This window comes from Paenibacillus sp. LPE1-1-1.1, assembly GCF_040676435.1.
Lineage (GTDB): Bacteria > Bacillota > Bacilli > Paenibacillales > Paenibacillaceae > Pristimantibacillus.
The window spans coordinates 470,347-494,266 of sequence record NZ_JBEGHY010000012.1 but is presented as its reverse complement, the minus strand read 5'-3'; the positions used below and the strand labels follow the sequence as shown (position 1 = coordinate 494,266).

Sequence of the window (23,920 nt, the reverse complement as noted above, 5' to 3'; positions counted from 1 at the left end):
TTATTTTTGATCCTGAAGGATTTGATAGACCTTAACGATAGACGTCGCCACATCCACCATGCGTTTACGCTCGTTCATCGCCTGCTTCCGCAGCACATCGTAAGCTTCCGCTTCAGAAATATTTTTGATTTTGCACAAAATACCCTTTGCCATATCAATCCATTTCCGCTCTTCGAGCCTGCCCTCCAGCTGCTTGCGTTCATTGATCCACTGCAGCCTCTCAAAGCATTGCTTGGAGCCAAAATGAAGAGCCCAGTGAAGCTCCTGCTCACTCATCGAAGGTGCAAGGATACCGTCCACTTGAATGTCGTCCTCGCAAAATGACGCTGAAAGAGAAGCAGATACCGTACTGCACCACCATAATAAAGGAACGGTTTTTTGCTTTAACAGCCTAGCTCTCCATTGCTTTACTTCATTAAGAGGCACATGAAGCACGACTGCGTCTGCGTTGTTCATCTGCAACTCAGCCTTCTTCTCGTCCCCTGCGCGAAGCACCTGATAACCATACTCTTCTAATAAATACTTTGGCGTTTGTTTCTTGGAATGCTGATCCGACTGAGGGTCCGCGATTGCCACCTCGTTTGACGCACAATGTTCGACTACTAACAAAGAACGCATTTAGAAGTGCCCCCTCCTATTCGACTTTATTGTGAATACAGCACAAGTCGATACCTTTGTGATTATATATAACATACAAAAGCATGAATTGTCACTAACCAAGTTTTTTCACACTTTTTGATGTCAACTATATTGACATGAGCTCCAAATCCATTGTATATTTACGTTATCATATTCATAACATTCACGAGTACAACGGTGTATTCGTTTTGAAGCGGCAAAGAAGCCTGCTTTCGTTTTCTTAGGGGACGTGCGTTTTCCCTAGGAGCGAAGCAGGCTTTTCTTCTTTTCGCCTAGGCAGAGTTTGAGAGGAGAGAAATACAATGACTACAACTAAGAAGAAGTTAGTATTAATCGGAAACGGCATGGCGGGGGTTCGAGCGATTGAGCATTTGCTGAAGCTGGCTCCCGAAAGCTACGACGTTACGATCTTCGGGGCCGAACCGCATCCTAACTATAACCGCATTATGCTGTCTTCCGTCCTAGGCGGCGGCGCCGATATGCAAGAAATCGTCATAAACGACTGGGATTGGTACAAAGAAAACAACATTACTCTTCATACAGGCCACAAGGTAACGAAAATTGATACGGAACTTAAGAAGGTTACCTCCCATCTAGGCATTGAAGTTGACTACGATAACATCATTATTGCAACCGGCTCTAATCCATTTATGCTTCCTCTTCCAGGCGCGGACAAAGAAGGCGTTATCGCATTCCGCGATATCCACGATTGCGAAGTGATGATCGACGCGTCCAAAAAATACAAAAAAGCCGTAGTCATCGGCGGCGGCTTGCTCGGTCTTGAAGCGGCACGCGGTTTGCTCCATCTGGGAATGGAAGTAAACGTCGTCCACATTTTTAGCTATTTGATGGAACGCCAGTTGGACGAGGCGGCTGCCAAAATGCTGCAGCGCGAGCTCGAAGCGCAAGGCATGCAATTTTTGCTGCAAAAAAGTACGGCTTCCATTAAAGGTAAAAGCCGTGCAACCGGCTTAGTGTTCGCTGACGGCAGCGAGGTAGACGGCGATTTGGTCGTTATGGCCGTCGGTATTAAACCTAACGTGGATCTGGCAAGAGCATCGGGCATCGAAGTCAACCGCGGAATCGTTGTCGACGATTTCATGCAAACAAACGTACCTGGCATTTACGCCGTAGGCGAATGCGCTGAGCACAGAGGAATCGCTTACGGCCTCGTGGCTCCCCTTTATGAGCAAGGCGCTGTACTCGCTAAGCATCTGGCTGGGGTTGAAACGGCTGGTTATGCCGGCTCGGTTACTTCGACAAAGCTTAAAGTATCCGGCGTTGACGTGTTCTCGGCTGGCCGCTTTGATGAAGTGCCTGGCACCCGCTCGCTCAAGATTCAAGACGACATGGCAAACACCTACAAAAAGATTGTCGTTCAAGACGGCAAACTCATCGGCGCCGTTCTTTTCGGCGATACGTCCGACGGTGCCGAATTGTTTGCTTCTATTAAGAAAGGTGAATCGATTGCCGGACGCGAGAAAGAAATTCTGCTCGGCATTTCATCCGATTTATTGGGCCAATCTTCCGGCGGGAACAGACTTGAAGCAATGGCCGATGACGAAATCATTTGCGGCTGCAACGGGGTTTCTAAAGGAACGATAGCGGATGCCATCGCGAACAAAGGCTGCAACACGGTAGGCGCGATTAAATCCTGCACGAAAGCATCCGCTTCCTGCGGCGGCTGTAAGCCGCTCGTGGAAGGCTTGCTTCACCTGTATGCCGGCGATGCGGTCGGCGAGCCGGTAAAAGAAGGCATTTGCGGCTGTACCACGCATAGCAGGGATGAGATCGTTACGGAAATTACGCGCATGAATCTCAACTCGACCAAGGAAGTCATGAACGTTCTTGGCTGGAGCAATCCGGAGGGCTGCTCAAAATGCCGTCCGGCGCTCAACTACTACCTCGGTATGGTTAATCCAGAGGAATACGTGGATGAGAACGAATCACGGATCACCAATGAACGCTATCATGCAAATATTCAAAAGGATGGCACATACTCCGTTGTTCCTCGTATTTACGGCGGCGTAACGTCCCCTGCCGATTTAAAGAAAATCGCGGAGGTCGCCGAGAAATTCGATGTGCCGATGGTGAAATTCACGGGCGGACAACGGCTAGACTTGCTTGGCGTCAAGAAAGAGGATCTTCCGAAAATTTGGGAAGAGCTGGATATGCCATCAGGCCACGCTTACGGCAAAACGCTTAGAACCGTTAAAACTTGCGTCGGTTCAACCTTCTGCCGATTCGGCACGCAGGATTCAATCGGAATGGGCATCAAATTGGAGAAAGCATTCGAGCGTCTAAATACACCGGCTAAGGTTAAGCTTGCCGTATCCGGCTGCCCGCGAAATTGCGCGGAAGCTACGATTAAGGACTTCGGCGTAGTCGCCATAGACGGAGGCTGGGAGCTTCATGTCGGCGGAAACGGCGGCGTAAAGGTTCGGGCTACCGATCTTCTCTGCATCGTCAAAACAGAGGATGAGGTTCTGGAATGGTCCTCCGCATTCTTGCAGCTCTATCGGGAAAATGCACAATGGAACGAACGTACTGCTCAATGGATCGAACGCGTGGGTCTCGACCATGTCAAGAAAGGCCTCGAAAATCGCGAAGAGCGCCTTGCCCTTAAATCGCGTATCGAGAAAACACTCAGCCTGACAACCGACCCATGGAAGCAAATTGTCGAAACGGACGAACTCCGTAAAAACTTCGAGCAATTGAACAGCGCTCAGCCCGTGCAGCTATAGGATCTACGCGCAGCTAGCATTGAACGCATGGCCAATAGCGAATTTCTTCGAAATAGGGCTTTGCTAAACAAAACTTTTCAGGGGGAGTCACCTATGACAACAAAGCTGTTAGTAGCCAACCTATCTGACATAGATGTAAAGGGATCACGACGCATTAAAGTAAAAGACATTGAAATTGCCGTATTTCGGTTAACTGACGGCAGCGTGCTTGCCGTTGAGAATAAATGCCCGCATAAGGGCGGCCTGCTTTCGGAAGGGATGGTGTGCGGCACAGCCGTACACTGCCCGCTTCATGACTGGAAAGTTGATTTGCGCAGCGGACGCGTGCATGAGCCTGACGATGGCTGCGTAACGACCTTTGAGACCGAAATCGATAGTGAGAGCGGATCGATCTACGTAACGGTCTAAGGAGAGAAAGAATTAAATTCAGATACTAAAACGGCATAATCAGCCGAAGGGAGCAGCCTATGAGAAACATAACAACAGGTACGGTATATATAGTCGGCGCTGGTCCTGGCGATCCAGAGCTTATTTCGGTGAAAGCCATGCGACGTATTCAGCAGGCAGACGTTATCCTCTATGATCGTCTTATCAGCAAAGAATTATTAGCCTACGCCGGCTCCGATACAGAGCTGGTCTACTGCGGCAAAGCTCCCGGCTCGCATGCGATGCCTCAACATATCATTAACGAAGCGCTCGTCAAATACGCGCAAGCAGGAAAAACGGTCGTCCGCCTTAAGGGCGGCGATCCACTAGTCTTCGGAAGAGGCGCCGAAGAAGCTTTAGAGCTCGCCTCTTGGGGCATTCCCTACGAGATCGTGCCCGGGATCACCTCAGCTATCGGCGCTGCCGCTGCTGCCGGCATTCCCGTCACGCACCGTGAATATGCCGCATCCTTCGCCTGCGTGACCGGCAGCCGCTGTCACGGCGACAAATCGCCGATTCGCTGGGATTTGCTCGCTCACAGCGTCGATACGCTGGCCATTTACATGGGTGTAAGCGAGCTTCCTGCTATTCGCGAAGAACTTTTGAAGCATGGGAAATCCGCAGCAACGCCCGTTGCCTTAATCGAACGTGGCACAACGAATCGTCAACGCACGATCGTCGGAACGTTATCGGATATCCATACCCTAGCGGTAACGATGAAGCTTGCCAATCCCGCTCTCATTATTATCGGCGAAGTCGTCCGCGTGCGCGAACGTTTGATGCAAGCGGAGCAGCAAGCTGTATCGCTTATTAGTTAAGCCGTCTTACTCCTTGTTTCAGTTATCTCTGCCGTCTCTGCCCGCTTCGTCGCATCGTCGCAGCGGCAGCGCATCCCGCTGTCGCTCGCGGCTTCATGCAAATCCACGCAAAAAGCCTCTACTCGTCCGCTCCATTCCTTTGTAAGGACTGCGGTTTCCTGTATACTAGAAGCCTCAATTGTTTTTTATAAAGGATGCGAATCAGCTGGAAACTAGAAACCAACCGCCGTTATACCTCTATACCTATGGCTATCGATTGGAAGAAACTGAGCTTTGCCATTTAGAAATGCGTTCGTTTTTCGATAAACAATCAGACTCTGGGCTATTAATGAGCGAAATAGACGTCCATCCCGACCGCAGCCCTTTCATGAGAGAGCGGCTCGAGGTCCTCTATCAAGGCGAGCGCCTAGAGGATATTTTGGAGCAGGTAAGGCAAATCGAATTAGGCGATGCGACGTTCAAGGTCATTTTCGTCAAAATGACGGATCTCTCGAAGGAGGAAAAACCCGATTTCGACGATCAACGCAGCATTGAACGAGAAATTGGCATGTATATCGAAGGGGAAGCCGATGTGCGAAGCCCTGACTTTACTTTTGGCATTTTACGCTGGGGCGGCCGTTGGTATTTCGGTAACTACATCAAAAGCAAGGCCGTTTGGCTAACGCAAATAAAGAAGCCGCGCAGCTATTCCATAGCGCTCAGCACCCGGGTAGCCAGGGCCGCTGCGAATATCGCAGTGCCTCAGCCACTCGGGAAAACCGCTATCGACCCCTGCTGCGGCATTGGGACCGTGCTTGTTGAAGCGCTGTCGATGAATATTAATATCGTAGGCCGAGATATCAATCCTTTTGTCATCCGGGGAACGCTCGAGAATCTCGCGCATTTCGAATTCAAAACAGATGTCGTTTGCGGGGATATTGCCGATATCATAAGCCACTACGATGCGGCTGTCGTAGATATGCCTTACAACCACTTTTCCCGCACAACGCCTGAAGAACAGCTTTCTTTGCTGAAGCATGCCCGCCGAATTGCAAGCAAAGTGATCGTTATCACTGCCGATCCGATGGACGACCTTATTGCAGACGCCGGCTTCAACATATCCGATCGTTGTTCGACCCGGAAAGGCGGCTTCGTCAGGCAAATCATTGTTTGCGTTTAAAGGCGACAGTTAAGGCTATGAATGATAACCATTGAGCGCAAGCCAGGAGGCGCATGCAGACGTCCATTCGTTCGTATGCTCTTCATCCTCGGCTAAACCGAGCCCATGCCGGCCCTTTGCGTACACATGCAGGTCAAACAGCACTTTATGTTTGCTGAGAGCCGCAGCGAACAATAAGCTGTTTTCCACGGGTACGGCTGCGTCATCCGATGTATGCCACAAAAAAGTAGGCGGCGTATCCTCGGATACTTGAGCCTCGCTGCTCAGCTGTTCCACTTTCTCAGGCAAGGCTTCTTTGCCAAGCAGATTATTTCGAGAGCCAACATGCGCATAAGGCTCCTTGAGCGTGATAACGGGATAACACAATACGAGCAAATCCGGACGGCAGGACTCCCTTTCGATAATATCCTCCGCATGTTTGTTTCCTTTATCATAGCTTGTGCCTGCATTGGACACTAAATGGCCGCCTGCAGAGAAGCCCAGTATGCCAATCTTGTCCGGATTGACGCGAAACTGATCGGCTTTGAATCTGACCGTTCGTATCGCCCGCTGGATATCGAGCAACGCGCAGGGATACTGGTAAGGCGCTACCCGGTAACGCAGCACAAATGCCGAAATACCGAGGCTGTTCAGCCACTGGGCAATAGGCTTGCCTTCATGATAAGCCCTCCCGCCATACCCTCCGCCTGGACATATGATGATTGCAGGACGGTTGTCGCCCTCTACCAAATAAGGCGTAATTGCAGGGCAGTCCTCATCCGAATTTCCGAGCGCGAACGGCGCTCCATGCATCCATAATAATTGCTCCGCCACTTTTATAATCTCCTTTTTGCATGCATATTAATTGTCAGACTTCTCCATTATATAACTAATGAAACAAGCCAGCCATCTAAACGCATATAAAAAAAAACAGGTCTAAGCCGTAAGCGCCTAAACCTGTCTCCATACCTGTTTCTTCGCTCGCCGCCATCATCGTTTGAAGGCGGTTATACCGCCGATAAAGCCAAATAAAGCGCCAAGCAGCGAACCTGCCGCTACCTCGCGAGGCTGATGCCCAAGGCTTTCCTTAAGCCGCTCGCGCCTGCGCTTATGATAAATGCCCGGATGCTCCCCAGCCAGCCTTTCAACGTCCTCGTCCAAATCGTTTACCTGTACCGCAATTTCACCAGCATGCCTGCGAATATTCATGGCATCGTACATCACAATGATGCCGAGCATCGCGGAAATCGCAAATTCAGGCGTCTTGACGCCATATTTGGTTGCCGTGTACGCGGCTAAAGCCGATACGCCGCTCGAATGCGCGCTAGGCATACCGCCTGAACCGATTATTTTACGTATGTCCCAAGTTCCGGTTTTTGCATAATGCAGCGGCAGCTTGAGCATTTGAGCCGCTCCTACTGCCGTAAGCGCCGTCACTAGTCCTCTGTTTGCCACAGCTGTCACCTCCAATCATCCTGCCTCCCTCATTTTGTCCTATTGCCGCAAAATCATGTGGTTCCAGATTGTTTAGCAGAAATTAAGGTTATATAGTAAGGGATGCCTCCGGAGGCTAATCTTATGCGATAGGCTTCCGCCAGAGAAAGTCCATAACTCTAACTAGCGTACTTGGGGGAAAAAGATATGATGGGAATTGTCTATTCACTGATTGCTGGGGTATTCATCAGCTTTCAAGGCGTTTTCAATACAAAGCTAAGCGACAAAGCCGGCTTCTGGTTTACGAATGCTTGGGTGCACGGAAGCGGCTTTCTGCTGTCGCTGATCCTACTGCTTATCATGAAAGACGGCAGCTTCTCGAAGTTTTTCACGGTCAATAAGCTGTATTGGCTGGGCGGCGTATTCGGCGTCATGATCATATTCACCGTCACAAAGAGCATTTCTGCGCTTGGTCCCGCTTATTCCGTCGCCCTGCTGCTTATTACCCAGCTGGTCATATCGATGCTCATTGACAGCCTTGGCTTGTTTGGCGTCGACAAAGTACCGTTATCCGCCAACAGGCTCTTCGGAATCGGAATTATGATTGCAGGCATTATCGTATTTAAGCTGAAATAGCCAATGTCCTGTTATTCTTGAATCTCTTATTTCATATAAATAAATCGCTCGCCCGGGGCGAACATATGGAACTTCTTAGCCGGATAATTGCGCTGGATATAGTCGACGAAATAGGCCGGATTCTCATCATTATGCGGAAATAGGCCGTAATGCATCGGAATCAGTAAATCGGCATGGATTTGCACAGCGATCTCAACGGCTTCGCGGTAGTTGCAATTTCCGACGATCCCCTGCTCATTGCGGACAAAGTCCCGCCCGTTTATTGGCAAAAGGGCAACATCGATCTGTCTGCTTTGCAGCCAAGTGACCAGCTCGGGAAAGCCAACGGTATCGCCGGCATGATAGAGATGGATCCCGCAAAAACTAGCTACAAAGCCAAGAAATTTATGCTCTCCCGCTTCATCCTGTTCAAATTGCTCATGCTTGGCAGCAAACGCTTCTAGACGGATGCCGTTTTCCAGCTCTAATGCTTGTCCATGCGAGATGCCGATCAGCTGATCATCCCGCAGTCCCCACTCCTTCAACAACGGCAGATGCGCCTTCGGTGCGATAAAACGCGTTTTGGCCGATTTCCCAATCGCCTGCAGCGTGAGCTTATCCATGTGGTCCTCATGGTGATGCGAGCAAACGACGTAGTCCACATCCAAGCAGTCCGACGGCTCGAGCGGCGTTTCGAAAGCGCGCGACCATGGCGGGCCGCTCAGCTCGTACACCCAGTTCGACAGGTACGGATCGAACAAGATCGTTTTTTTCTTCCATTTGACTAGAAAGCCCTCTTGTCCCAAAGCCCAAAGCGCCAATGCCTGATCGGGGAGCTCCGTCTCGGCAATCTGCTTCACCAAAGCCGCCCCGCTGTTGTATACGTTCACGAGTTCCATCATCCTTTTTGCTCTAGATTTTGAATACGCAGGTCCTTCGTAAACCACTGCCGGTAGCTTAATAGACTTAAAATAATGCTCGTTACCGCGGCAGAGCTTGCGAAGGCAAACACAATTAATATTTGATATCGAACGGCTTCGATCGGGTTGGCTCCGGCGATGATCATTCCCGTCATCATGCCGGGCAGCTGAACGAGTCCCACCGTCTTCATCCCGTCGATTGTCGGAATCATGCTCGATTTGACCGACCGCTTCATCACGTCCTGAATGGCTTGCCTCGCCGTAGCTCCGAGCGAAAGCAGCGTCTCGATCTCGCCTTTCGAGGCTCCGACCTCTCTCCTCATCTGATTCAAAAGCAAGCCGGATACGACCATTGCATTGCCGATCGTCATGCCGCTTATCGGTATGATATATTGGGGCGTTGCTTCAATGATTCGAAAGCCCAGCAGCAGCCCCATCATTAGGAGCTCTGTCGAGGCGATGGCAATCGCGATTTTCCATGTGATCCCTTTCAGGCCCTCGCCTCTTTTGCCGGCATTAAAGGAAGCAACCGCAATCATCAGCATAAGAATAAAGCCGATAAGCAGGGGATTGCTCGTATTGAAAATATATTGCAGCACATAACCGACAAGCAGCAGCTGTACCGCAGAACGAATGGTGCCTAAGGCGATATCGCGTTCGAGCCCAAGCTTTTGCCACACGGATATGAGCATGGTAATCATGACGAATAACAGCGTAAAGCTAAGCGCTAAGATGGACATGGCGGCTCCTTATGTTCGGGTGCTTTGATATAATTGCGCGCGGGCTCCGTTAAGGGCTGGTCAAAAAAATTCGCGGTTTTGCTGTTTTCGAGCAATGTACCCTCGCCCATAAACCATACCGAGCCGCTCATCTGCTTCGCTTGCTCTAGGTCATGCGTAACCCAAAGCATCGTCGTCCCTTGTTGATGATGCCACTCCCGAAGCACTTGTTCAACCAGTTCCTTGCTGCCGCGGTCCAGCGAGGCCGTAATTTCATCGAGCAGCAGCACTGCCGGATGAAGAAGCAAAGAGCGCAGCAGTGAAACCCGCTGCTTCTCTCCACCTGAGAGCTGATCCGCGCTTTTAGAGACATCCAAATGATCAAGCCCCAGCCGAGGCAGCAAGCGGCGCACTAGCTTTTCATCATAAGGAATACGATGCAGCAGACTAACCGTCCGCAAATTTTGCTCGATGCTTCCTTGCAGCATAACGGATTGCTGGGCGACATAACACATCTTCATTCTCCATGCTCTCGGATCCGTACCGCGCTGCGAAACATTATGTAAACGAATTTCTCCTTCATCGACCTGTTCTAAACCGGCCAGCATGCGGAGCAGCGTGCTCTTCCCTTGGCCGGATACGCCCAGTATCGCAATCATAGCAGGCTCGGCGATGTCAGCCGATACATTCGCGAACAAGGGCCCTCCTTCAACGCCGCTGCGATTTTTCCGCAATTGCCGCAGCTCCAATACAGGCTCCATAAAAGGCCCTCCTTTCTGCTTTCCCTTCATTATAGCGCGATTGCCGCTGAACATAACAGGAAATCGTTTAGATTTCCGGATATCGTCCATGGTCGGCATGATTTGCCTATTTTATAATGATAACGATCAGAAAAGGACGATAAAAATGAATTTATCAATCTCAAATTCGAATGAGAGAGGAACGCTGGTCTATGAAACATGAATCTATAGCACAATTCTTTGAATCGATTACTTTGAAAGGTAATCTTTCATTAAATCATTGCGCAGTTTTATCATTATTTCGTCTTCACCCAGCAATATTGGATATAGATCACTATCTTCAAATACCTTGTTTTTTGCTTCATCATAATTAGCCGCACTTTCAATTACAAATGCTTTTAACCCTTCAACATAGGTTATTTTGTAATAACTCCCGCCTTGCGAATATAGCGGCTCATTTATAATCACCGTTTCAAATCCTAACTCCTCGAATAAATCATTTATTTTTTTAAAAATACGATCCATGCCATCATTCCTTAAAAGGTGTATTTTCAAAAAAAAAACAAGTCTCACCTTCCGTGAGACCTGAACTTAATGCTGTGCCATCAGCAGCTGTTGATATACCTTCCCTCTCGCCAGCAGCTCGTTATGGGTCCCCGTTTCCGCCAAAGCGCCTTGATCCATTACAAAAATAATGTCCGCATTCTCGATCGTGGATAGACGGTGCGCGATCATAATCGTCGTCAGCCCTTCCCTTCTTGCCTCCAGCGATGCAAGCAGCTGGCGCTCCGTCTCGAGATCAAGCGCCGAGGTCGCTTCATCCAGCACCAATATTTCCGGATCGGTAACGATCGCGCGCGCTATCGCTATGCGCTGGCGCTGTCCGCCGGAGAGCTTAATGCCTCTTTCCCCGATATTCGTATCGTAACCGTCGGGCATTCCTAGAATAAAGTCATGGATCTGCGCAATGCGGCAGGCTTCCTCGATATCCGCTTCCGTCACGCCGTCTCGTCCGAGCATCAGATTCTCGCGAATCGAATCCGAGAACATATACGGGTCTTGGAATACAATCGCTACTTTCCGGGCCCATTGTTCGCGGTTATAGGTATAGGCATCCCTGTCATTCAGTTTGAAAAGTCCGGGCGACACATCGTAGAAGCGTACCAACAGCTGGGCAATCGTCGATTTCCCGCCGCCGCTCGTCCCAACGAAGGCGATCTTTCGTCCGATAGGCAGATCTGCGGTAAAGCCGCGGATCACCTCAGGCAGCTCCGGCGAATAGCGAAAGCTTGTGTCGTTAAAGGCTAAATGCCCGATTTTGCGCTCCAAGCCCTGAAGACCGGGTTCATTCTGTTCCAGCTCCAAAATACGCTGTACCCTGTCCACATTCGCAAGCTGCGACGACATGCCCATAATAAACTGAAATAAATTATAAAACGAATCGGACATTTGCGTTGAGAATTGGAACAAAATAACGAAGGTTCCGATCGACATCTGATCATGAATCAGCTGAAAGCCGCAGTATCCCAGCACGAGAATACCAATGCCCCATTTCATCGGATCGCTGTAACGGATTTGCCGGTTAACGAGCTTCGCTTCGATCATGACCTGGTCAAAATATTCCGAAAACATTTTGTTATACAGCTTCTCTTCCCATTTTAACCGGTGATAGGCGACCACCTCGCGCGTAGATGCGACGCCCTCCTCGATTTGAATGAGCAGCGCGGTGCGCTTCTCGGCTACCTGTCTGGCCTGCGCTTTCAGCTTCGGCGTGAAATAGTATCCGATCATTACATAAATCGTACAAAGCCCTACGATCATGAGCAGCAGGATGGGACTGGAGAAGCCGATGATGGCCATCAAAATGCAGAGGTTCAGCGTCTCCTGCATCCCCCGCGGGATCTGCCAGCCGATTACGCTCGCCGATACGAACAGATCCTGCGTAAACGAATAGACGTATTTGCCGGTTCGTTCATTTTGAAACCGCTCGACCGGGACATTTTCGAGCCGCTTCAGCATACGGGAGAGCAGCGAGCGGCTGACCGCGAATTCATTGCGGACGAGGCTTCGGCTCGTCACCGTAAACATGAGCGAGTATACGATGCCTGCCACCCCGAAGATACCGATTACGAGGGGCATCAGCTCATAGTTCCCTTTCGTAAACACATCATCGATTAATATTTTTTGGACATAGACAAGCGTGTAATTGGATACCGACTCCAGCGCTAGATAGAGCAGCACAATCAGATAGGTGCCCCTCAGCAGAACCGAATGGCTCCAAAAGATTTTAAGATACTTCATGCGCGACCTTCCCTTCCGCTGCTTCCGTTTGTCCGCTTTCCAGCTCATACAGCAGCCCTTTCCGTTCAAGCAGCTCCTCGTAGCTGCCTGCCTCCGCGACGCGTCCCTCATGAATGACGACGATTTTGTCAAAATGCTTCACCGTGGACAACCTATGCGCTATCGCAATCGTCGTTCGGTTCACCAGCACCTCATCCAGCGCGCGCTGCACTTCATATTCGCTTACATTATCAAGCGATGAGGTCGCTTCATCGAGCAAAATAATAGCCGGCTGCTTCACGAACATGCGCGCAATCGATATGCGCTGCTTCTGTCCGCCCGACAGCTTCATGCCCCGCTCGCCGACGAGCGTGTCGTAGCCCTCCGGCAGCTGCATAATAAAGTCATGCGCGTACGCGGCTTTTGCAGCCGCGATGACCTCTTCGTCGCTCGCTTCCGGTTTGCCGAAGCGAATGTTTTCTTTGACCGAGGAGCCGAACAAATACGTCTCTTGAAAGACGTAACCGATGGATTCGCGCAGACGCTCCAGCGTCATATGCTGAATCGGCACACCGTCGAGCTTGATGGTCCCCGCGGTCGGATCGTAGAACCGCCCGATCATTTTGAACATCGTCGTTTTGCCGTTTCCGCTCGCGCCTACAAATGCCACCTTCTCGCCAGGCTTAATCGTTAGCGTGAAGCCGTTAATGACCGAAGGCTGCCCCGGATATTGAAAATGAACATTATGGAATACAAGTCCCCCGCGCACCTCGCCCAAAGCGACCGGCTCGGCCGGGTCATCAATTTCAATCGGCTTATGCATGAACCGGAACAACGGAATCGTCTGATGGATGATGAGCTTCTGCTCGGTAAGCTGCGTGACGAGCAAGGTGAGCCGGAACATCGTTGTCATGTACAGAAGGGTAAAAGCGATAAAGCCGCCTAATGTAATCCACTGATTTTGCAAAGAGTAGTAGCCGGTAATAAACAAAGCGATTGCGCCCAAATAAAAGGTAAACCGCCGAAAGCTTCCTCTGCCGAAGCTGTACGTTGCCGCAAGCAAATAATAATCGGACCAGTTTTTGTGTTTGCCGAGCGTACGCTCATGGTACCAGGGCTGGGAGCCAAAAGCGCGGAATTCGCGCAAGCCGGATATGCTCTCGTATACCGCTTGGTTATAGTCGATTCGGGATTGGCCGGATTGCCTGCCGTACAAAGCCGCTTTGCGCTCGAAATAGGGGCCGAATAAATAATAAAGCCCGAATGTCGGCAGCATGATGAGGCATAACCAGCCGCTGATGCTGAGCAGCAGCACGATTGCCACGGCTATGAAAAGTAAATTTTCGATGACGCTCGGCAGGACGTTGCGGTAAATTTTCTGAACGGAGGCCACCTCGGAGTTGAACATCGACAGCGTCTCTCCCGCCGGATGCCGTTCATAATGGGCAAAGCCGAGCTTGCGCAAATGCTTGAAGATCGCTGTCTGCATGTCGCGCGAGGCCAGCTCGCCGATCGTCCGCTGCAGCAGGTTGCGAAAGTTCTTGGCGATAAGCATGAGCAAATTGATAACCGTAAGCGCTGCTAAAATGGCGATAAACATGGACGTATCCTTATTAACCACGACATGATCAATGACATATTGAATCATTTTGGGCGTCAGCGTTTCACCCGCCACCGCCATTGTGCCGCATGCCGCGAGCGCTGCGATCTGCTTCTTATAGGGCAGCAGAAACCGGAGCGCCCAGACATAGGAGCGCCTCGATTCGTCCAGCTCCGCCTTTTGCTTGGCTTTGCCAGCTTGCTTCTCTGTTTGTAACATCGTTTTCCCCCCTTGATCCTTCAACCTAATCCTTTTAATAAAGCCTATTTTTTGGAAGTTAGCTACCAATCATAATTCCGGCCGCCCTTTTTTGTCAACGTACCAATTTAGTATAAAAATTCTCTACCTGATCGCAGCCCAAGCGCCGGCTCTGAAGGTCATGCAGACGAATAAACGCGTAGAAAGCCCGGCACAAGGCAGGAACGCCTTTTTTTGCCGGACTCTCTATAATAGTGGCTATGCCTTGGCTATAATTCCACCATTGCTTTAATTACCTTCGATTCCGGCTTCAGCCAGCTATCGAAATGGTTGATCATTTCGGCAAAAGGAACGCGGTGCGTGATGAAGCTGCTCACGTCTATGCTTCCGCTTCGCACAGCCTCCTGCACGGCGGCAAAATCCTCGATCGTGGCGTTGCGGCTGCCCATTAACGTCATTTCCCTTTTATGGAATTCCGGGTCATTGAAGGACAGCTCCGCCTTGACCAGCCCTACATAGACCAGCCTCCCGCCGTGTGCGACATAGCCGAACGCATCTGTCATGCTGCGTGCATTGCCGGTAGCATCGAACACAGCCGTTGGATACTCGCCTCCCGTTAACTCGGCAATCCGCTCTTTAGCGCCATGCAATGCGTTTACCGTTTCATCAACCTTTGCCCACTGCTTGCAAAAGGCGAGCCGCTCGTCTTGGATATCCATGGCGATGACGCGTGCCCCGCGGTGCTTGGCAAAAGCCATCACACCTAGCCCGATAGGCCCCGAACCGATGACAAGCACCGTCTCTCCGGCCTGAAGCGCAGCCCGTCGAACGGCATGCGCGCCGATGCTCAGCGGCTCCAGCACCGCCGCCTGATCCAGCGTCAGCTCGTTCGTAACGAGCAAATGCGTAAGCGGTACGACAATGAGCTCCCGCATGCCGCCATCGATATGAACGCCAAGCACTTTCATATCCGTGCAGCAGTTCGTTTTTCCGTTCCGGCAAGCTATACAGTCGCCGCAGTGCATATAAGGAATGATGCTCACTTGGTCGCCTATACGAACAATGCCATTGGAATCATCGATTTGTTCTACGACGCCAGCCAGCTCGTGACCCAGCACGCGCGGATAGGAGAAAAAAGGCTGGTTCCCCTTATACGCATGCAGATCAGTGCCGCAAATGCCGATCCTGCGAATCCGAACGACAGCCGTACCCGGCTGCAGCGCAGGCTCTTCCTGCTCCACTAATTTAAGCTGATCTATTTGCTCACATACGATTGCTCTCACTCTGCAGCTCTCCCTTTATACGACAATGCCCGTATTGTATTCTTCCCGTCCGCTCTCCCAGCTCCGGTTATGGATCGGAGCCAGAATCGCAAGCACCTCCGCCAGCAGCTCATCATTGATCGGCTCGTCCGTCCATTCGATATTTTTGCTGATGTTTTCCGGGTTAGCCGTACTCACAAGCGTTGTCGGGATTCGCTCGTTAGCGGTTGCGAATTGCACCGCCAGCTTAGCGATATCCTCGCCTTTGGACGCGCAGTACGCGGCAGCTTCCCGGCATGCAGCCCGGATCGCGGCGCCTGCGGGATGCCAATCGGCGAGCGCGCGGTTGCCAAGCAAGCCCATTGAAAGCGGGGATGCGCTGATTAAACCGACCTGCTTCTGCTCCAGCAGAGGCAGGATGTCCAGCAAAGATGTGTCATTCAAGGAATAATGGCAATAAGAAAGCACGGCATCGAGCTCCGTGTAAGCGAGCGATTTCTCAAATACCGTTAGCGGAAGCCCCGATACGCCGGAAAAACGGATTTTACCCGCCTGCTTCAGCTTCTCCAGCGCAAGGAATGCCCCCTCGGCTACCTGCTCGAACGGCACGAATTCAATATCATGCAGAAACAAGATGTCGATGTAATCCGTTTGCAGACGCTTCAAGCTCTCGTCCACGCTAGCAATGATGCGCTGCTCGGAAAAGTCGAACGTATCGGCGCCGTAACGGCCAGCCTTCGTCGACAAAATAAACCGGTCCCGCGCGATCTCCGCTATGGCCTTGCCCAGCACCGTCTCCGCCTTCGTTAATCCGTAATAAGGCGACACGTCGATCAGATTAATCCCCCTATCAACTGCCGTGTGTACCGTACGCACGCTTTCTGCGTCATCCGTCTCCCTAAAAACGGACCCCAGCGACGATGCTCCGAAGCTAAGCGCCGACACCTCCAACCCCGTCTTGCCAAGCTTGCGGTATTTCACCAATGTCCACTCCTAACGTGAGAATTTATTTGATATCCCATTGATCCCGGCTGCGCCGCCGTCCTCTGCTGAACATGAAGACTCTCTTACAAAATAACGCCGTCCTTGAATATGGCGATTTCCTTGAAGCCGTTGCGCTCATTGTTCGTTTGGGATTCACCCGATGCGAGGCTGATCAATTGCTCCCACAGCTCATCGGTCAGCGTCTCCATGCTCTTGTTTTCAAGCAGCTGGCCTGCATTAAAATCGATCCAGTTCTTCTTCCGTCCAGCCAGCTCGCTGTTCGTCGCAATTTTCACCGTCGGCACGGGCCCGCCAAACGGCGTTCCTCTTCCTGTCGTGAACAGCACAATATGCGCGCCTCCCGCGGATAAGGCCGTTACCGAGACAAGGTCATTGCCCGGCGCCTCAAGCAGATTGAGTCCGCTGCTCGTTATGCGCTCCCCGTAAGGCACAACATCCCGCACGATCGCATGGCCGCCCTTTTGGGTACAGCCGAGCGACTTCTCCTCCAGCGTGCTGATTCCTCCATCCTTGTTCCCAGGTGACGGATTCTCGTAAATCTCTTGGTCATGCTTAATGAAATATTGTTTAAAATCATTGATTAAATGAACGATTTTATGAAAAACCCGCTCGTCCGCCGCGCGGTTCATGAGTATCGTCTCCGCGCCAAACATCTCCGGCACCTCGGTCAAAATCGCCGTTCCTCCCGCTTCGATCAAACGGTCGGATACCGCGCCGACAAGCGGATTGGCCGTGATGCCGGACAGTCCGTCCGAGCCGCCGCATTTAAGACCCAGCTTCAGCTTCGACACCGGAACCGGCTCGCGCTTAAATCGCTCGGCGTATCCCACCAGCTCTTCCACAAACTCCAGCGCCTCTTCGATCTCGTCCTCCGCTTCCTGGGACTTCAGAAATTTCACCCGCTCCGGGCTGTGCTCGCCGATTGCCCGCTTGAAGGCATCGACCTGATTATTTTCGCAGCCGAGTCCGATCACCAGCACGCCCGCCGCATTCGGATGGTTCGCCAGCGAAGCCAGCAGCTTCTGCGTATGAACAAGGTCATCGCCAAGCTGCGAGCAGCCAAACGGATGCGCAAAATGATAAACGCCGTCCACCCGGCCTTCAAACTTCGCATTTGCTTTTCTCGCGACAATTTCACAGGTCTTATTGATACAGCCTACCGTGTTGATAATCCAAATCTCGTTGCGGATGCCGACATCCCCATTCTCGCGGACAAAGCCTTGGAAGGTGCGGCCTGCATCAAGCGACGGCGCCTTGATCTGCTCAGCTGCAGTCGGCTCAAAGGAGTAATCCAGAAACCCCTTTAGGCCGGTGCCCATATTATGCGTATGCACCCAGCTCCCCGGCATGAGATCTTCCTTCGCCACGCCAATCGAATAACCGAATTTCAGCACATGCTCGCCTTTGCGGACAACGCTCGTCAGCACCTTATGGCCCTTCGGCACCTCATCCTGCAGCTCCAGGACAGTCCCGCCTTCAAGCGTAAGCTTATCCCCTTTGGCAAAAGGCTGAAGGGCAATCACGACATGGTCCTGCTCATGCAATCTAACCCAGTTATTCATTGGCGTACCGCTCCATTTCCGTTATATTGACGCTAACCGCGGCTACCAGATCCGGCCATTCGGCCGCCAAGTCGCGTCCCCAGACTCCCGTTAGGCTAAGCAGCTTCAGGGTTGTTTTCTCCTGCGGCCATTGCTGCTCCCGCGCCTCCGCCCATACTTCCGCAATCATCGCCAGCAAGCCAGCGTCATCCCGTACCGTATACGAAGCACCGCTCAAGGTCTTGCCTTCAAAGCCGGCTTCCGTCTTGCTCACCTTGTAATACCGCAGCAAGCCGGCAAACCCGGCGGCAAGACCGCTTGGCACCGCCTTGCCGCCTTCCGCATAATGCAGCAGGGACGGAAGCAGCCGCACTTTGAATTTACTGAGGCTGTTCATTGCGATATCGGCCAGTCTATGGCGGATAAACGGATTCAGAAAACGCTCATATACATCCCCCGCGTAAGCCTTCAGTTCTTCCTCGGCGATGGATAGCGAAGGGATAATCTCCGTCTCCACGGTATTCCGCACGAGCGGACCAAGCACGGCATGCTCCATAGCCTCTCTCACCTGCTCAATGTCATGAAGCAGCCCAAGCGGCGTCATAAGCGTATGGGCGCCGTTTAGGATACGGACCTTGCGCAGCTGAAACGGCTTCAAATCCTTCACCCAATGAACATTCAGCCCCGCCTTGCGCAGCGGCAGCAGTTCTTCAAGCTCCGGCTCCGCCTCGATTGCCCATAGGTGATAAGGCTCCGCCGTCGTCAGCATCGGATCGGAGTAGCCCCATTCGCCAAACCAGGCCTCCGCCTGCGTTTCGTCCGGGTAACCGGTTACGATTCGGTCCACCAGCGAATTCAAAAACCGGTTATGCTTGATAACCCAATCCTTAAAATCCTCCGAATACCCCCAATCCTCGCTGTAACGCAAAATGCAGCTGCGCAGCTCGTCGCCGTTGCGCTCGAGCAGCTCGCAAGGCAGGCAAATGAGTCCGCGTTCCGGATCGCCGTTGAAATGAGTGAACCTGCGGTGAAGCAGCTTCGTCAGCTTGCCGGGAAACGACAGTATCGGCTGTCCTTCCGCAAGCTCCTCCGGCCGGTAAACGAGTCCCGCCTCCGTCGTATTGGAGACGACGATCCGAAGATCGGCATTTTCGGCCAAGGCTAGATAGCTCTCCCATTCGGAATAAGGATCGAACACGCTGCCAAATACGGAGATCACCTCGGTCCGCTGCACGCTCACCCCGTTCTCCAAGCCGCGGATGACCAGCGTATATAACCCGTCTTGGCCTGCAAGCGCGTCAATTTTCGGCTTCCCGCCAGGGCGCGGCTGCGTTACCGCGATGCTGCCCTCGAATAGTCCCTGCTTCCTGCACTCATGAAGCATCCAGTCAAAGAAGCCGCGCAGAAAGTTACCCTCTCCGATCTGCAGCACCGTTATCTTCGCCTGCTTCATTTCGCCGTATAATACGGCTTGCTCCTCGTTAAGCTGTTTATGGTTTAAAGTTGTCATATGCGGTAAAACTCCTTTGCATTTAGTCCGAACAGCCGCTCACGATCCTCTTCCGGCCAAGTCTCCGGCAGAGCCTGCTCCAGCACGGAAACCACCTCGTCGTAGCTTGCCGCGAGCAAGCTTACCGGCCAGTCGCTGCCGTACATCACTCGCCCGGGTCCGAATACTTCCAGCACATGCCCGATGTAAGGCTTGAACGCCGCCGGCTCCCAGTTATTGTGATCCGCCTCGGTCACCATGCCGGAAAGCTTGCAATAAATCCCGGGATGGGCCGCGATTTGGCTCATTTGCTCTTTCCATGGCTCCAGCACCCCGTCTTTGATTCGCGGCTTGGCGATATGGTCAATGACGGCATGCAGGTCAGGAACCTGATCCAGCAGCTTTACTAATGGCTCCAGCTGATGCGATACAACCAGCAAATCCACGGGCACGCCCTTCTCCGCAAAAAAAGCGAGCGCTTCCACATATGCCGGCGCAAGTATCGCGTTTGCATCCGGCATCTCCTGTATCATCAAGCGAAAGCCTACGAATTTAGGATGCTTCGCAAACCGTTCATAGTTAATCCGATAGTCAGGGTCTGCTAAATCCAGCCACGCAACGACACCCCGAATCGTCGGTTCCGTCTCGCTCAAAGCCAGCAAAAAATCAGTCTCCGCAAGCGTCGCCGCCGCTTGTACCACAATCGTTCCGTCCAGCTGATGTTTATGTAGAAGAGGCTCCAAATGCTGCGGCAAAAAATCCCGGTACAGCACCGGTATCGCCGGTGTAATCCAGCCGTAATCCCCGCGTTCTATGCTCCAATAATGCTGATGCGCATCCAATCTCATCTCTTCCGCCTCTTTTCTAGCAGATTAGCTTCCTCTTTATTATAAAAAACAATATCGATGTCTGAAATAATCAATTATCGCATATTTGTACTCTTTTTTGATATTTGCTACAATCAGGCTGACAAATGACAAAAGATGAGGTAACGCCTATGAATCCGTATCGGAAAAGGTTCGACGCCTTGACCCCGTTTCCATTCGAATGCGTCTATCGGGATACCAAAAGCGCGCAGAACGAGCTGCCCGACCATTTTCATGACTGGTATGAGCTCGTCTATATTTATAGCGGCAAAGGAACCTTTTTTATCGATCAAACCTTTTATGATGCCGTACCCGGCGACGTCTTCCTAATTCCCGGCAATACGATTCACCGTTCCTTCCCCGACCCGGATGATCCGAAGACATCAACCGCGCTGTTTTTTAACGCATCGCTCGTGCATAGCCCGCCGCTCGGTGACGCCTTCTCCTATTTACGCTGCTTCGAGCAAGCCAAACGCCGGAAAGCCTACAAGCTGCCGGCAGCCGCTGCGGACGATAAACAGCAGATGATCGCCTTAATCGATCGCATCCATAACGAGGAAACCGAGAAGCTGCCAGGCTATCGCCAGGCCGTTCTTCTTCATCTTCAGCAAATCTTGCTGCTGCTCGGCCGCACCCTTCATCCTGCAGAAGAAGGCCAAACCGCCGTATCCGCCTCTGCACCTGGCTGGATGACAGCGATTCTGGCCTATATCGACGGGCATCCCGGCAGCCCTCTCGGCCTGTCGCTGCTTGCTAAACGCGCATCCGTTACGCCTTCGCATTTCTCCCGTGTCTTTAAGAAGCTGACCGGCATGAACGTTACGGAATATGTCACGACCAAACGGATTATCCGCGCGAAGGAGCTGCTGGTCGAGAGCGATGCCAATATCGACGGCATCGCGGAGCAGTGCGGCTTCGAAAGCCTTCCGCATTTTCACCGTATGTTCAAGAAACTAACAGGCATGACTCCCTCGCATTACAAAAGGAGCGATAATTGATATTCGCATCAAACGAAAAGGACCCACCCAGAGGTCAATGACCTTTAGGCGAGCCCTTTTTTATCGTTACGCTCCGAACAGCCTCATCAGCAATATACCCGCGAACGCAAGCGAGATCCCCGTGACCTCTGCCGGCGTAAAGCGTTCCTTCACGACAAAGCGCGTATAAAGCAGTACGATCAGTACATTAAGCGCGGTCACTGCCGATACGAGTCCGGCTTTGCCGAGATCAAATGCCGTCAAAATAAACATCATGCCGACCGCATTCGTTATGCCTACAGCCAAACCAACGAGGTATGTGCGTTTGCCGCTCCATGCCGCTCCGTATGCAGCCGCTTTGCCTGCGCCAATGGAGGAAACCTGCAAAACACGTACCTCGCCCCCTGCCGTGCCCGAGGTTTGAACCGCCAGCGATCGGCTGCCCCGCTCGCTTTGCAAATCCCGCAGCCACCATAAACCAAAGCAAACCGTTCCCGTTACGAACATAAAAAACATCGTCGGGAATATATCCGCCTCCATCAGCGTGGACCATTTGCCCGACAAATCATTTGCCGCGAACAGCAGCATCGCCAGCAGGCCCCACTGCGCTCCCTGCAAATTTCGAAGCGAGATATCGTTTGACAGGCGAACCAGCAGCACGCCGCCAATAATGACGACAAAAGCGATGAGCTGCATGGCATGGAGCTTCTCCTGCCATAACCCAAAAGCAACAATGACGACTACAACCGAAGGCAGTGCCGTTAATATGGCCACTAACGATGCCTTGCCAACCGCAAAGCCCTTGAACATGCTCGCATTCGCACCGAAAGAAAACAATCCCATTTGTATTCCGATTAAAGCCGCTATTGTCCAATCTGACGAGAAGACGAGCGCGCAAATCCCGTTTACGATGGCTCCCATGCTAAAAGTGCCGCATAACAGAAGATTCCGGTTAAGCGGCTTTTGACTTGACCAATGATACAGAATGCCTCGTAAACCAAAGAAAATGGCGGCAAACACCGAATAAGTAAGCCACATTTGGGCAAAACGCTCCTTTCCTGCCATAAACATAATCGCACCTATCATATCAATCTAAGCTTCATTTGTCTTTACCCAATAGGGCAATGGAATCCTTCCGGTTGGTTAAAAATAAAAGTATTGGCTGAAATTACCCCTAACCTTATAATAACGGTATAGGCCTCTCCTTGAACTCAAGCAGGCGTTCGCATCTTATAAAAAATAAGGGGATTTTCATGGCACAAGCTGCAAAGAGACCGTATCTGCCCGAGCTCGATATCGTTAGAACATTCGGTATTCTCGCGGTCATCATGATTCATGCCACATCGGCGATCGTAGCGAACTATGATCATCATGCCACGCTTTATCCGCTTTACGTTTTTCTGAATACCGTATCCAAATTCGCGGTTCCCGTTTTCATTTTTTTAAGCGGCTTCGTGCTGTTCTACAACTACTATGACAAGCCCTTTACGGCAAAAACCATCGGACAGTTTTACAAGAAACGAATGTCCAAAATTTTAATCCCTTTTCTTCTATTTTCTTTTTTGTATTTTGGCTTAACGAGATTCGCGCAGTTCGGGTTTGTTGACCTGCAGGCGTTTATCGGTTATTTTACGACGGAGAAATTTCTCAAAATGCTCGTCTTCGGGAAAACATACACGCATCTTTATTTCGTCGTTATTATTATTCAATTTTACGCGCTCTCGCCGCTCATGCTGTATGCCGTCAAACGGTTTCCCGCGCTCGGCAAGCATATTGCCTGGATAGGGCTGCTCGTGCAGTGGCTGTTTATTTATAAAGTAATCGGAGAATTTCATTTGAAAAGCCCCGGAAGCTATTGCTTTACCTATATGTTCTATTTTACGGCAGGCGCGTTTATCGGCATCCATTATATGAAGCTATCTTCATGGATCAACCTCGCCAGAACGAATATTACGCCGCAAAAAATTGCGGCAGCGATAACGCTTTGGGTGCTGTTCCTCTCCTCAAGCCTGATATTATTCTATTTTTATTACGAGAACCGGCTATACACGATAAAAGTTATTAATACGAATCTGCTGGAAATCATCGATGAGATTCGCTGCGTTACGGCAGGAATTCTGCTCCTCCAGATCGCTTACTGGGTTTATACGCTTTGGAACAAAAAGGTCGTTAGGGCGCTCCTTCATATTGGCGCGACCTCTTTTGGGATCTATTTGGTACATCCCTTAATCTTGTATTTATACCGTAATACGAGCGTGAGCGGCGATCCGATTTTGTACCACGCTTGGGCGGCAGGAGGATTCTTCATCGCGCTGCTTGTTCCTTGGGCGATCGTATCGTTTAGCGCGAGATTCAAGTGGCACTGGCTGCTGTTCGGTCCGCTTCCCGCAAAGAAAAATCGGCCTGCGTTACCCGTTCAGACGAAGCCGGGGATCGATGCGTAAAGCAAAAAGCCGTCCGATCGCTTTCAATAGCGCAGACGGCTCTTTTTTTTATTAGGAGGCCCGCG

At 51.4% G+C, this 23,920-nt stretch carries 22 protein-coding genes; 7 read left to right on the top strand and 15 right to left on the bottom strand.

What is annotated here, in order from left to right:
• Positions 1-618, bottom strand: a complete 618-nt coding sequence (locus tag MRBLPE1_RS12820) for an ANTAR domain-containing response regulator (RefSeq protein WP_364145816.1) — start codon at positions 616-618, stop codon at positions 1-3.
• Positions 619-941: 323 nt separating this feature from the next.
• On the opposite strand from MRBLPE1_RS12820, the gene nirB reads away from it, so the two are divergent.
• The 4 genes from nirB (at position 942) to MRBLPE1_RS12800 (ending at position 5,786) form a co-directional block, all read left to right on the top strand.
• On the top strand, positions 942-3,383 hold the full coding sequence (gene nirB / locus MRBLPE1_RS12815; RefSeq protein WP_364145815.1) for a nitrite reductase large subunit NirB: 2,442 nt from the start codon (positions 942-944) through the stop codon (positions 3,381-3,383).
• 93 nt (positions 3,384-3,476) lie between these two features.
• Positions 3,477-3,791, top strand: coding sequence for a nitrite reductase small subunit NirD (nirD, locus tag MRBLPE1_RS12810; RefSeq protein WP_364145813.1), 315 nt, complete (start codon positions 3,477-3,479; stop codon positions 3,789-3,791).
• A gap of 59 nt (positions 3,792-3,850) precedes the next feature.
• Entirely contained in the window at positions 3,851-4,627 is a 777-nt protein-coding gene (gene cobA, locus MRBLPE1_RS12805; RefSeq protein WP_364145811.1) for a uroporphyrinogen-III C-methyltransferase, read from the top strand.
• A 205-nt stretch (positions 4,628-4,832) separates the two neighbouring features.
• Positions 4,833-5,786 carry a TRM11 family SAM-dependent methyltransferase gene (locus MRBLPE1_RS12800; RefSeq protein ID WP_364147258.1) on the top strand — a complete coding sequence of 318 codons (954 nt, stop codon included), beginning with the start codon at positions 4,833-4,835 and terminating at the stop codon, positions 5,784-5,786.
• 15 nt (positions 5,787-5,801) lie between these two features.
• On the opposite strand, the gene MRBLPE1_RS12795 is transcribed toward MRBLPE1_RS12800, so the two are convergent.
• Together MRBLPE1_RS12795 and MRBLPE1_RS12790 are read right to left on the bottom strand one after the other, a co-directional pair.
• Positions 5,802-6,578, bottom strand: coding sequence for an alpha/beta hydrolase (locus tag MRBLPE1_RS12795; protein ID WP_414698882.1), 777 nt, complete (start codon positions 6,576-6,578; stop codon positions 5,802-5,804).
• A 177-nt stretch (positions 6,579-6,755) separates the two neighbouring features.
• Entirely contained in the window at positions 6,756-7,220 is a 465-nt protein-coding gene (locus tag MRBLPE1_RS12790; RefSeq protein ID WP_364145807.1) for a divergent PAP2 family protein, read from the bottom strand.
• A gap of 186 nt (positions 7,221-7,406) precedes the next feature.
• Between MRBLPE1_RS12790 and MRBLPE1_RS12785 the strand changes: the two genes are divergently transcribed.
• Complete coding sequence (locus MRBLPE1_RS12785) at positions 7,407-7,835, top strand: DMT family transporter (RefSeq protein ID WP_364145805.1); 429 nt, start codon at positions 7,407-7,409, stop codon at positions 7,833-7,835.
• A gap of 26 nt (positions 7,836-7,861) precedes the next feature.
• Here MRBLPE1_RS12785 and MRBLPE1_RS12780 read toward each other — a convergent pair whose 3' ends face one another.
• The 11 genes from MRBLPE1_RS12780 to MRBLPE1_RS12730 all read right to left on the bottom strand — a co-directional run bounded on the left by MRBLPE1_RS12780 (position 7,862) and on the right by MRBLPE1_RS12730 (position 20,416).
• A complete protein-coding gene (locus MRBLPE1_RS12780) occupies positions 7,862-8,716 on the bottom strand; it encodes an MBL fold metallo-hydrolase (protein WP_364145803.1) in 855 nt (284 codons plus the stop codon).
• Positions 8,713-9,474, bottom strand: a complete 762-nt coding sequence (locus MRBLPE1_RS12775) for an ABC transporter permease (RefSeq protein ID WP_364145801.1) — start codon at positions 9,472-9,474, stop codon at positions 8,713-8,715. Before MRBLPE1_RS12775 ends, MRBLPE1_RS12780 begins: the two co-directional genes overlap by 4 nt.
• Positions 9,462-10,214, bottom strand: a complete 753-nt coding sequence (locus MRBLPE1_RS12770) for an ABC transporter ATP-binding protein (protein ID WP_364145799.1) — start codon at positions 10,212-10,214, stop codon at positions 9,462-9,464. The genes MRBLPE1_RS12775 and MRBLPE1_RS12770 overlap by 13 nt, the downstream gene beginning before the upstream one ends.
• Positions 10,215-10,442: 228 nt before the next feature.
• Entirely contained in the window at positions 10,443-10,718 is a 276-nt protein-coding gene (locus MRBLPE1_RS12765; RefSeq protein ID WP_364145797.1) for a hypothetical protein, read from the bottom strand.
• Between the two features lie 66 nt (positions 10,719-10,784).
• On the bottom strand, positions 10,785-12,494 hold the full coding sequence (locus tag MRBLPE1_RS12760) for an ABC transporter ATP-binding protein (RefSeq protein WP_364145796.1): 1,710 nt from the start codon (positions 12,492-12,494) through the stop codon (positions 10,785-10,787).
• Positions 12,481-14,292: an ABC transporter ATP-binding protein gene (locus tag MRBLPE1_RS12755; RefSeq protein WP_364145794.1), complete on the bottom strand. Its 1,812-nt coding sequence runs from the start codon at positions 14,290-14,292 to the stop codon at positions 12,481-12,483. Before MRBLPE1_RS12755 ends, MRBLPE1_RS12760 begins: the two co-directional genes overlap by 14 nt.
• 248 nt (positions 14,293-14,540) lie before the next feature.
• Positions 14,541-15,554: a zinc-binding alcohol dehydrogenase family protein gene (locus MRBLPE1_RS12750; protein WP_364145792.1), complete on the bottom strand. Its 1,014-nt coding sequence runs from the start codon at positions 15,552-15,554 to the stop codon at positions 14,541-14,543.
• 15 nt (positions 15,555-15,569) lie between these two features.
• Positions 15,570-16,514: an aldo/keto reductase gene (locus MRBLPE1_RS12745; protein WP_364145790.1), complete on the bottom strand. Its 945-nt coding sequence runs from the start codon at positions 16,512-16,514 to the stop codon at positions 15,570-15,572.
• Between the two features lie 86 nt (positions 16,515-16,600).
• The gene (locus MRBLPE1_RS12740; protein ID WP_364145788.1) at positions 16,601-18,100 is read right to left on the bottom strand and encodes a UxaA family hydrolase; all 1,500 of its coding nucleotides are present in this window, start codon (positions 18,098-18,100) and stop codon (positions 16,601-16,603) included.
• A complete protein-coding gene (locus MRBLPE1_RS12735) occupies positions 18,093-19,589 on the bottom strand; it encodes a tagaturonate reductase (RefSeq protein WP_364145786.1) in 1,497 nt (498 codons plus the stop codon). Before MRBLPE1_RS12735 ends, MRBLPE1_RS12740 begins: the two co-directional genes overlap by 8 nt.
• Complete coding sequence (locus tag MRBLPE1_RS12730; RefSeq protein WP_364145784.1) at positions 19,586-20,416, bottom strand: amidohydrolase family protein; 831 nt, start codon at positions 20,414-20,416, stop codon at positions 19,586-19,588. Before MRBLPE1_RS12730 ends, MRBLPE1_RS12735 begins: the two co-directional genes overlap by 4 nt.
• A 125-nt stretch (positions 20,417-20,541) precedes the next feature.
• On the opposite strand from MRBLPE1_RS12730, the gene MRBLPE1_RS12725 reads away from it, so the two are divergent.
• On the top strand, positions 20,542-21,432 hold the full coding sequence (locus tag MRBLPE1_RS12725) for an AraC family transcriptional regulator (protein ID WP_364145783.1): 891 nt from the start codon (positions 20,542-20,544) through the stop codon (positions 21,430-21,432).
• Positions 21,433-21,498: 66 nt separating this feature from the next.
• Here MRBLPE1_RS12725 and MRBLPE1_RS12720 read toward each other — a convergent pair whose 3' ends face one another.
• On the bottom strand, positions 21,499-22,476 hold the full coding sequence (locus tag MRBLPE1_RS12720; protein ID WP_364145782.1) for an EamA family transporter: 978 nt from the start codon (positions 22,474-22,476) through the stop codon (positions 21,499-21,501).
• Positions 22,477-22,664: 188 nt separating this feature from the next.
• Here MRBLPE1_RS12720 and MRBLPE1_RS12715 point away from each other — a divergent pair, with 188 nt between their 5' ends.
• Positions 22,665-23,855 (top strand): acyltransferase, encoded by a 1,191-nt coding sequence (locus tag MRBLPE1_RS12715; protein ID WP_364145780.1) that lies wholly within the window; start codon positions 22,665-22,667, stop codon positions 23,853-23,855.
• The last annotated feature ends 65 nt before the right edge of the window (positions 23,856-23,920 follow it).

Bases quoted from the DNA above. Each gene is read 5' to 3' on its own strand.
- MRBLPE1_RS12820 (WP_364145816.1), bottom strand. From the start codon at position 618: ATGCGTTCTTTGTTAGTAGTCGAACATTGTGCGTCAAACGAGGTGGCA.
- nirB (WP_364145815.1), top strand. From the start codon at position 942: ATGACTACAACTAAGAAGAAGTTAGTATTAATCGGAAACGGCATGGCG.
- nirD (WP_364145813.1), top strand. From the start codon at position 3,477: ATGACAACAAAGCTGTTAGTAGCCAACCTATCTGACATAGATGTAAAG.
- cobA (WP_364145811.1), top strand. From the start codon at position 3,851: ATGAGAAACATAACAACAGGTACGGTATATATAGTCGGCGCTGGTCCT.
- MRBLPE1_RS12795 (WP_414698882.1), bottom strand. From the start codon at position 6,578: ATGCATGGAGCGCCGTTCGCGCTCGGAAATTCGGATGAGGACTGCCCT.
- MRBLPE1_RS12785 (WP_364145805.1), top strand. From the start codon at position 7,407: ATGATGGGAATTGTCTATTCACTGATTGCTGGGGTATTCATCAGCTTT.
- MRBLPE1_RS12780 (WP_364145803.1), bottom strand. From the start codon at position 8,716: ATGATGGAACTCGTGAACGTATACAACAGCGGGGCGGCTTTGGTGAAG.
- MRBLPE1_RS12775 (WP_364145801.1), bottom strand. From the start codon at position 9,474: ATGTCCATCTTAGCGCTTAGCTTTACGCTGTTATTCGTCATGATTACC.
- MRBLPE1_RS12770 (WP_364145799.1), bottom strand. From the start codon at position 10,214: ATGGAGCCTGTATTGGAGCTGCGGCAATTGCGGAAAAATCGCAGCGGC.
- MRBLPE1_RS12765 (WP_364145797.1), bottom strand. From the start codon at position 10,718: ATGGATCGTATTTTTAAAAAAATAAATGATTTATTCGAGGAGTTAGGA.
- MRBLPE1_RS12760 (WP_364145796.1), bottom strand. From the start codon at position 12,494: ATGAAGTATCTTAAAATCTTTTGGAGCCATTCGGTTCTGCTGAGGGGC.
- MRBLPE1_RS12755 (WP_364145794.1), bottom strand. From the start codon at position 14,292: ATGTTACAAACAGAGAAGCAAGCTGGCAAAGCCAAGCAAAAGGCGGAG.
- MRBLPE1_RS12740 (WP_364145788.1), bottom strand. From the start codon at position 18,100: ATGAATAACTGGGTTAGATTGCATGAGCAGGACCATGTCGTGATTGCC.
- MRBLPE1_RS12735 (WP_364145786.1), bottom strand. From the start codon at position 19,589: ATGACAACTTTAAACCATAAACAGCTTAACGAGGAGCAAGCCGTATTA.
- MRBLPE1_RS12730 (WP_364145784.1), bottom strand. From the start codon at position 20,416: ATGAGATTGGATGCGCATCAGCATTATTGGAGCATAGAACGCGGGGAT.
- MRBLPE1_RS12725 (WP_364145783.1), top strand. From the start codon at position 20,542: ATGACAAAAGATGAGGTAACGCCTATGAATCCGTATCGGAAAAGGTTC.
- MRBLPE1_RS12720 (WP_364145782.1), bottom strand. From the start codon at position 22,476: ATGGCAGGAAAGGAGCGTTTTGCCCAAATGTGGCTTACTTATTCGGTG.
- MRBLPE1_RS12715 (WP_364145780.1), top strand. From the start codon at position 22,665: ATGGCACAAGCTGCAAAGAGACCGTATCTGCCCGAGCTCGATATCGTT.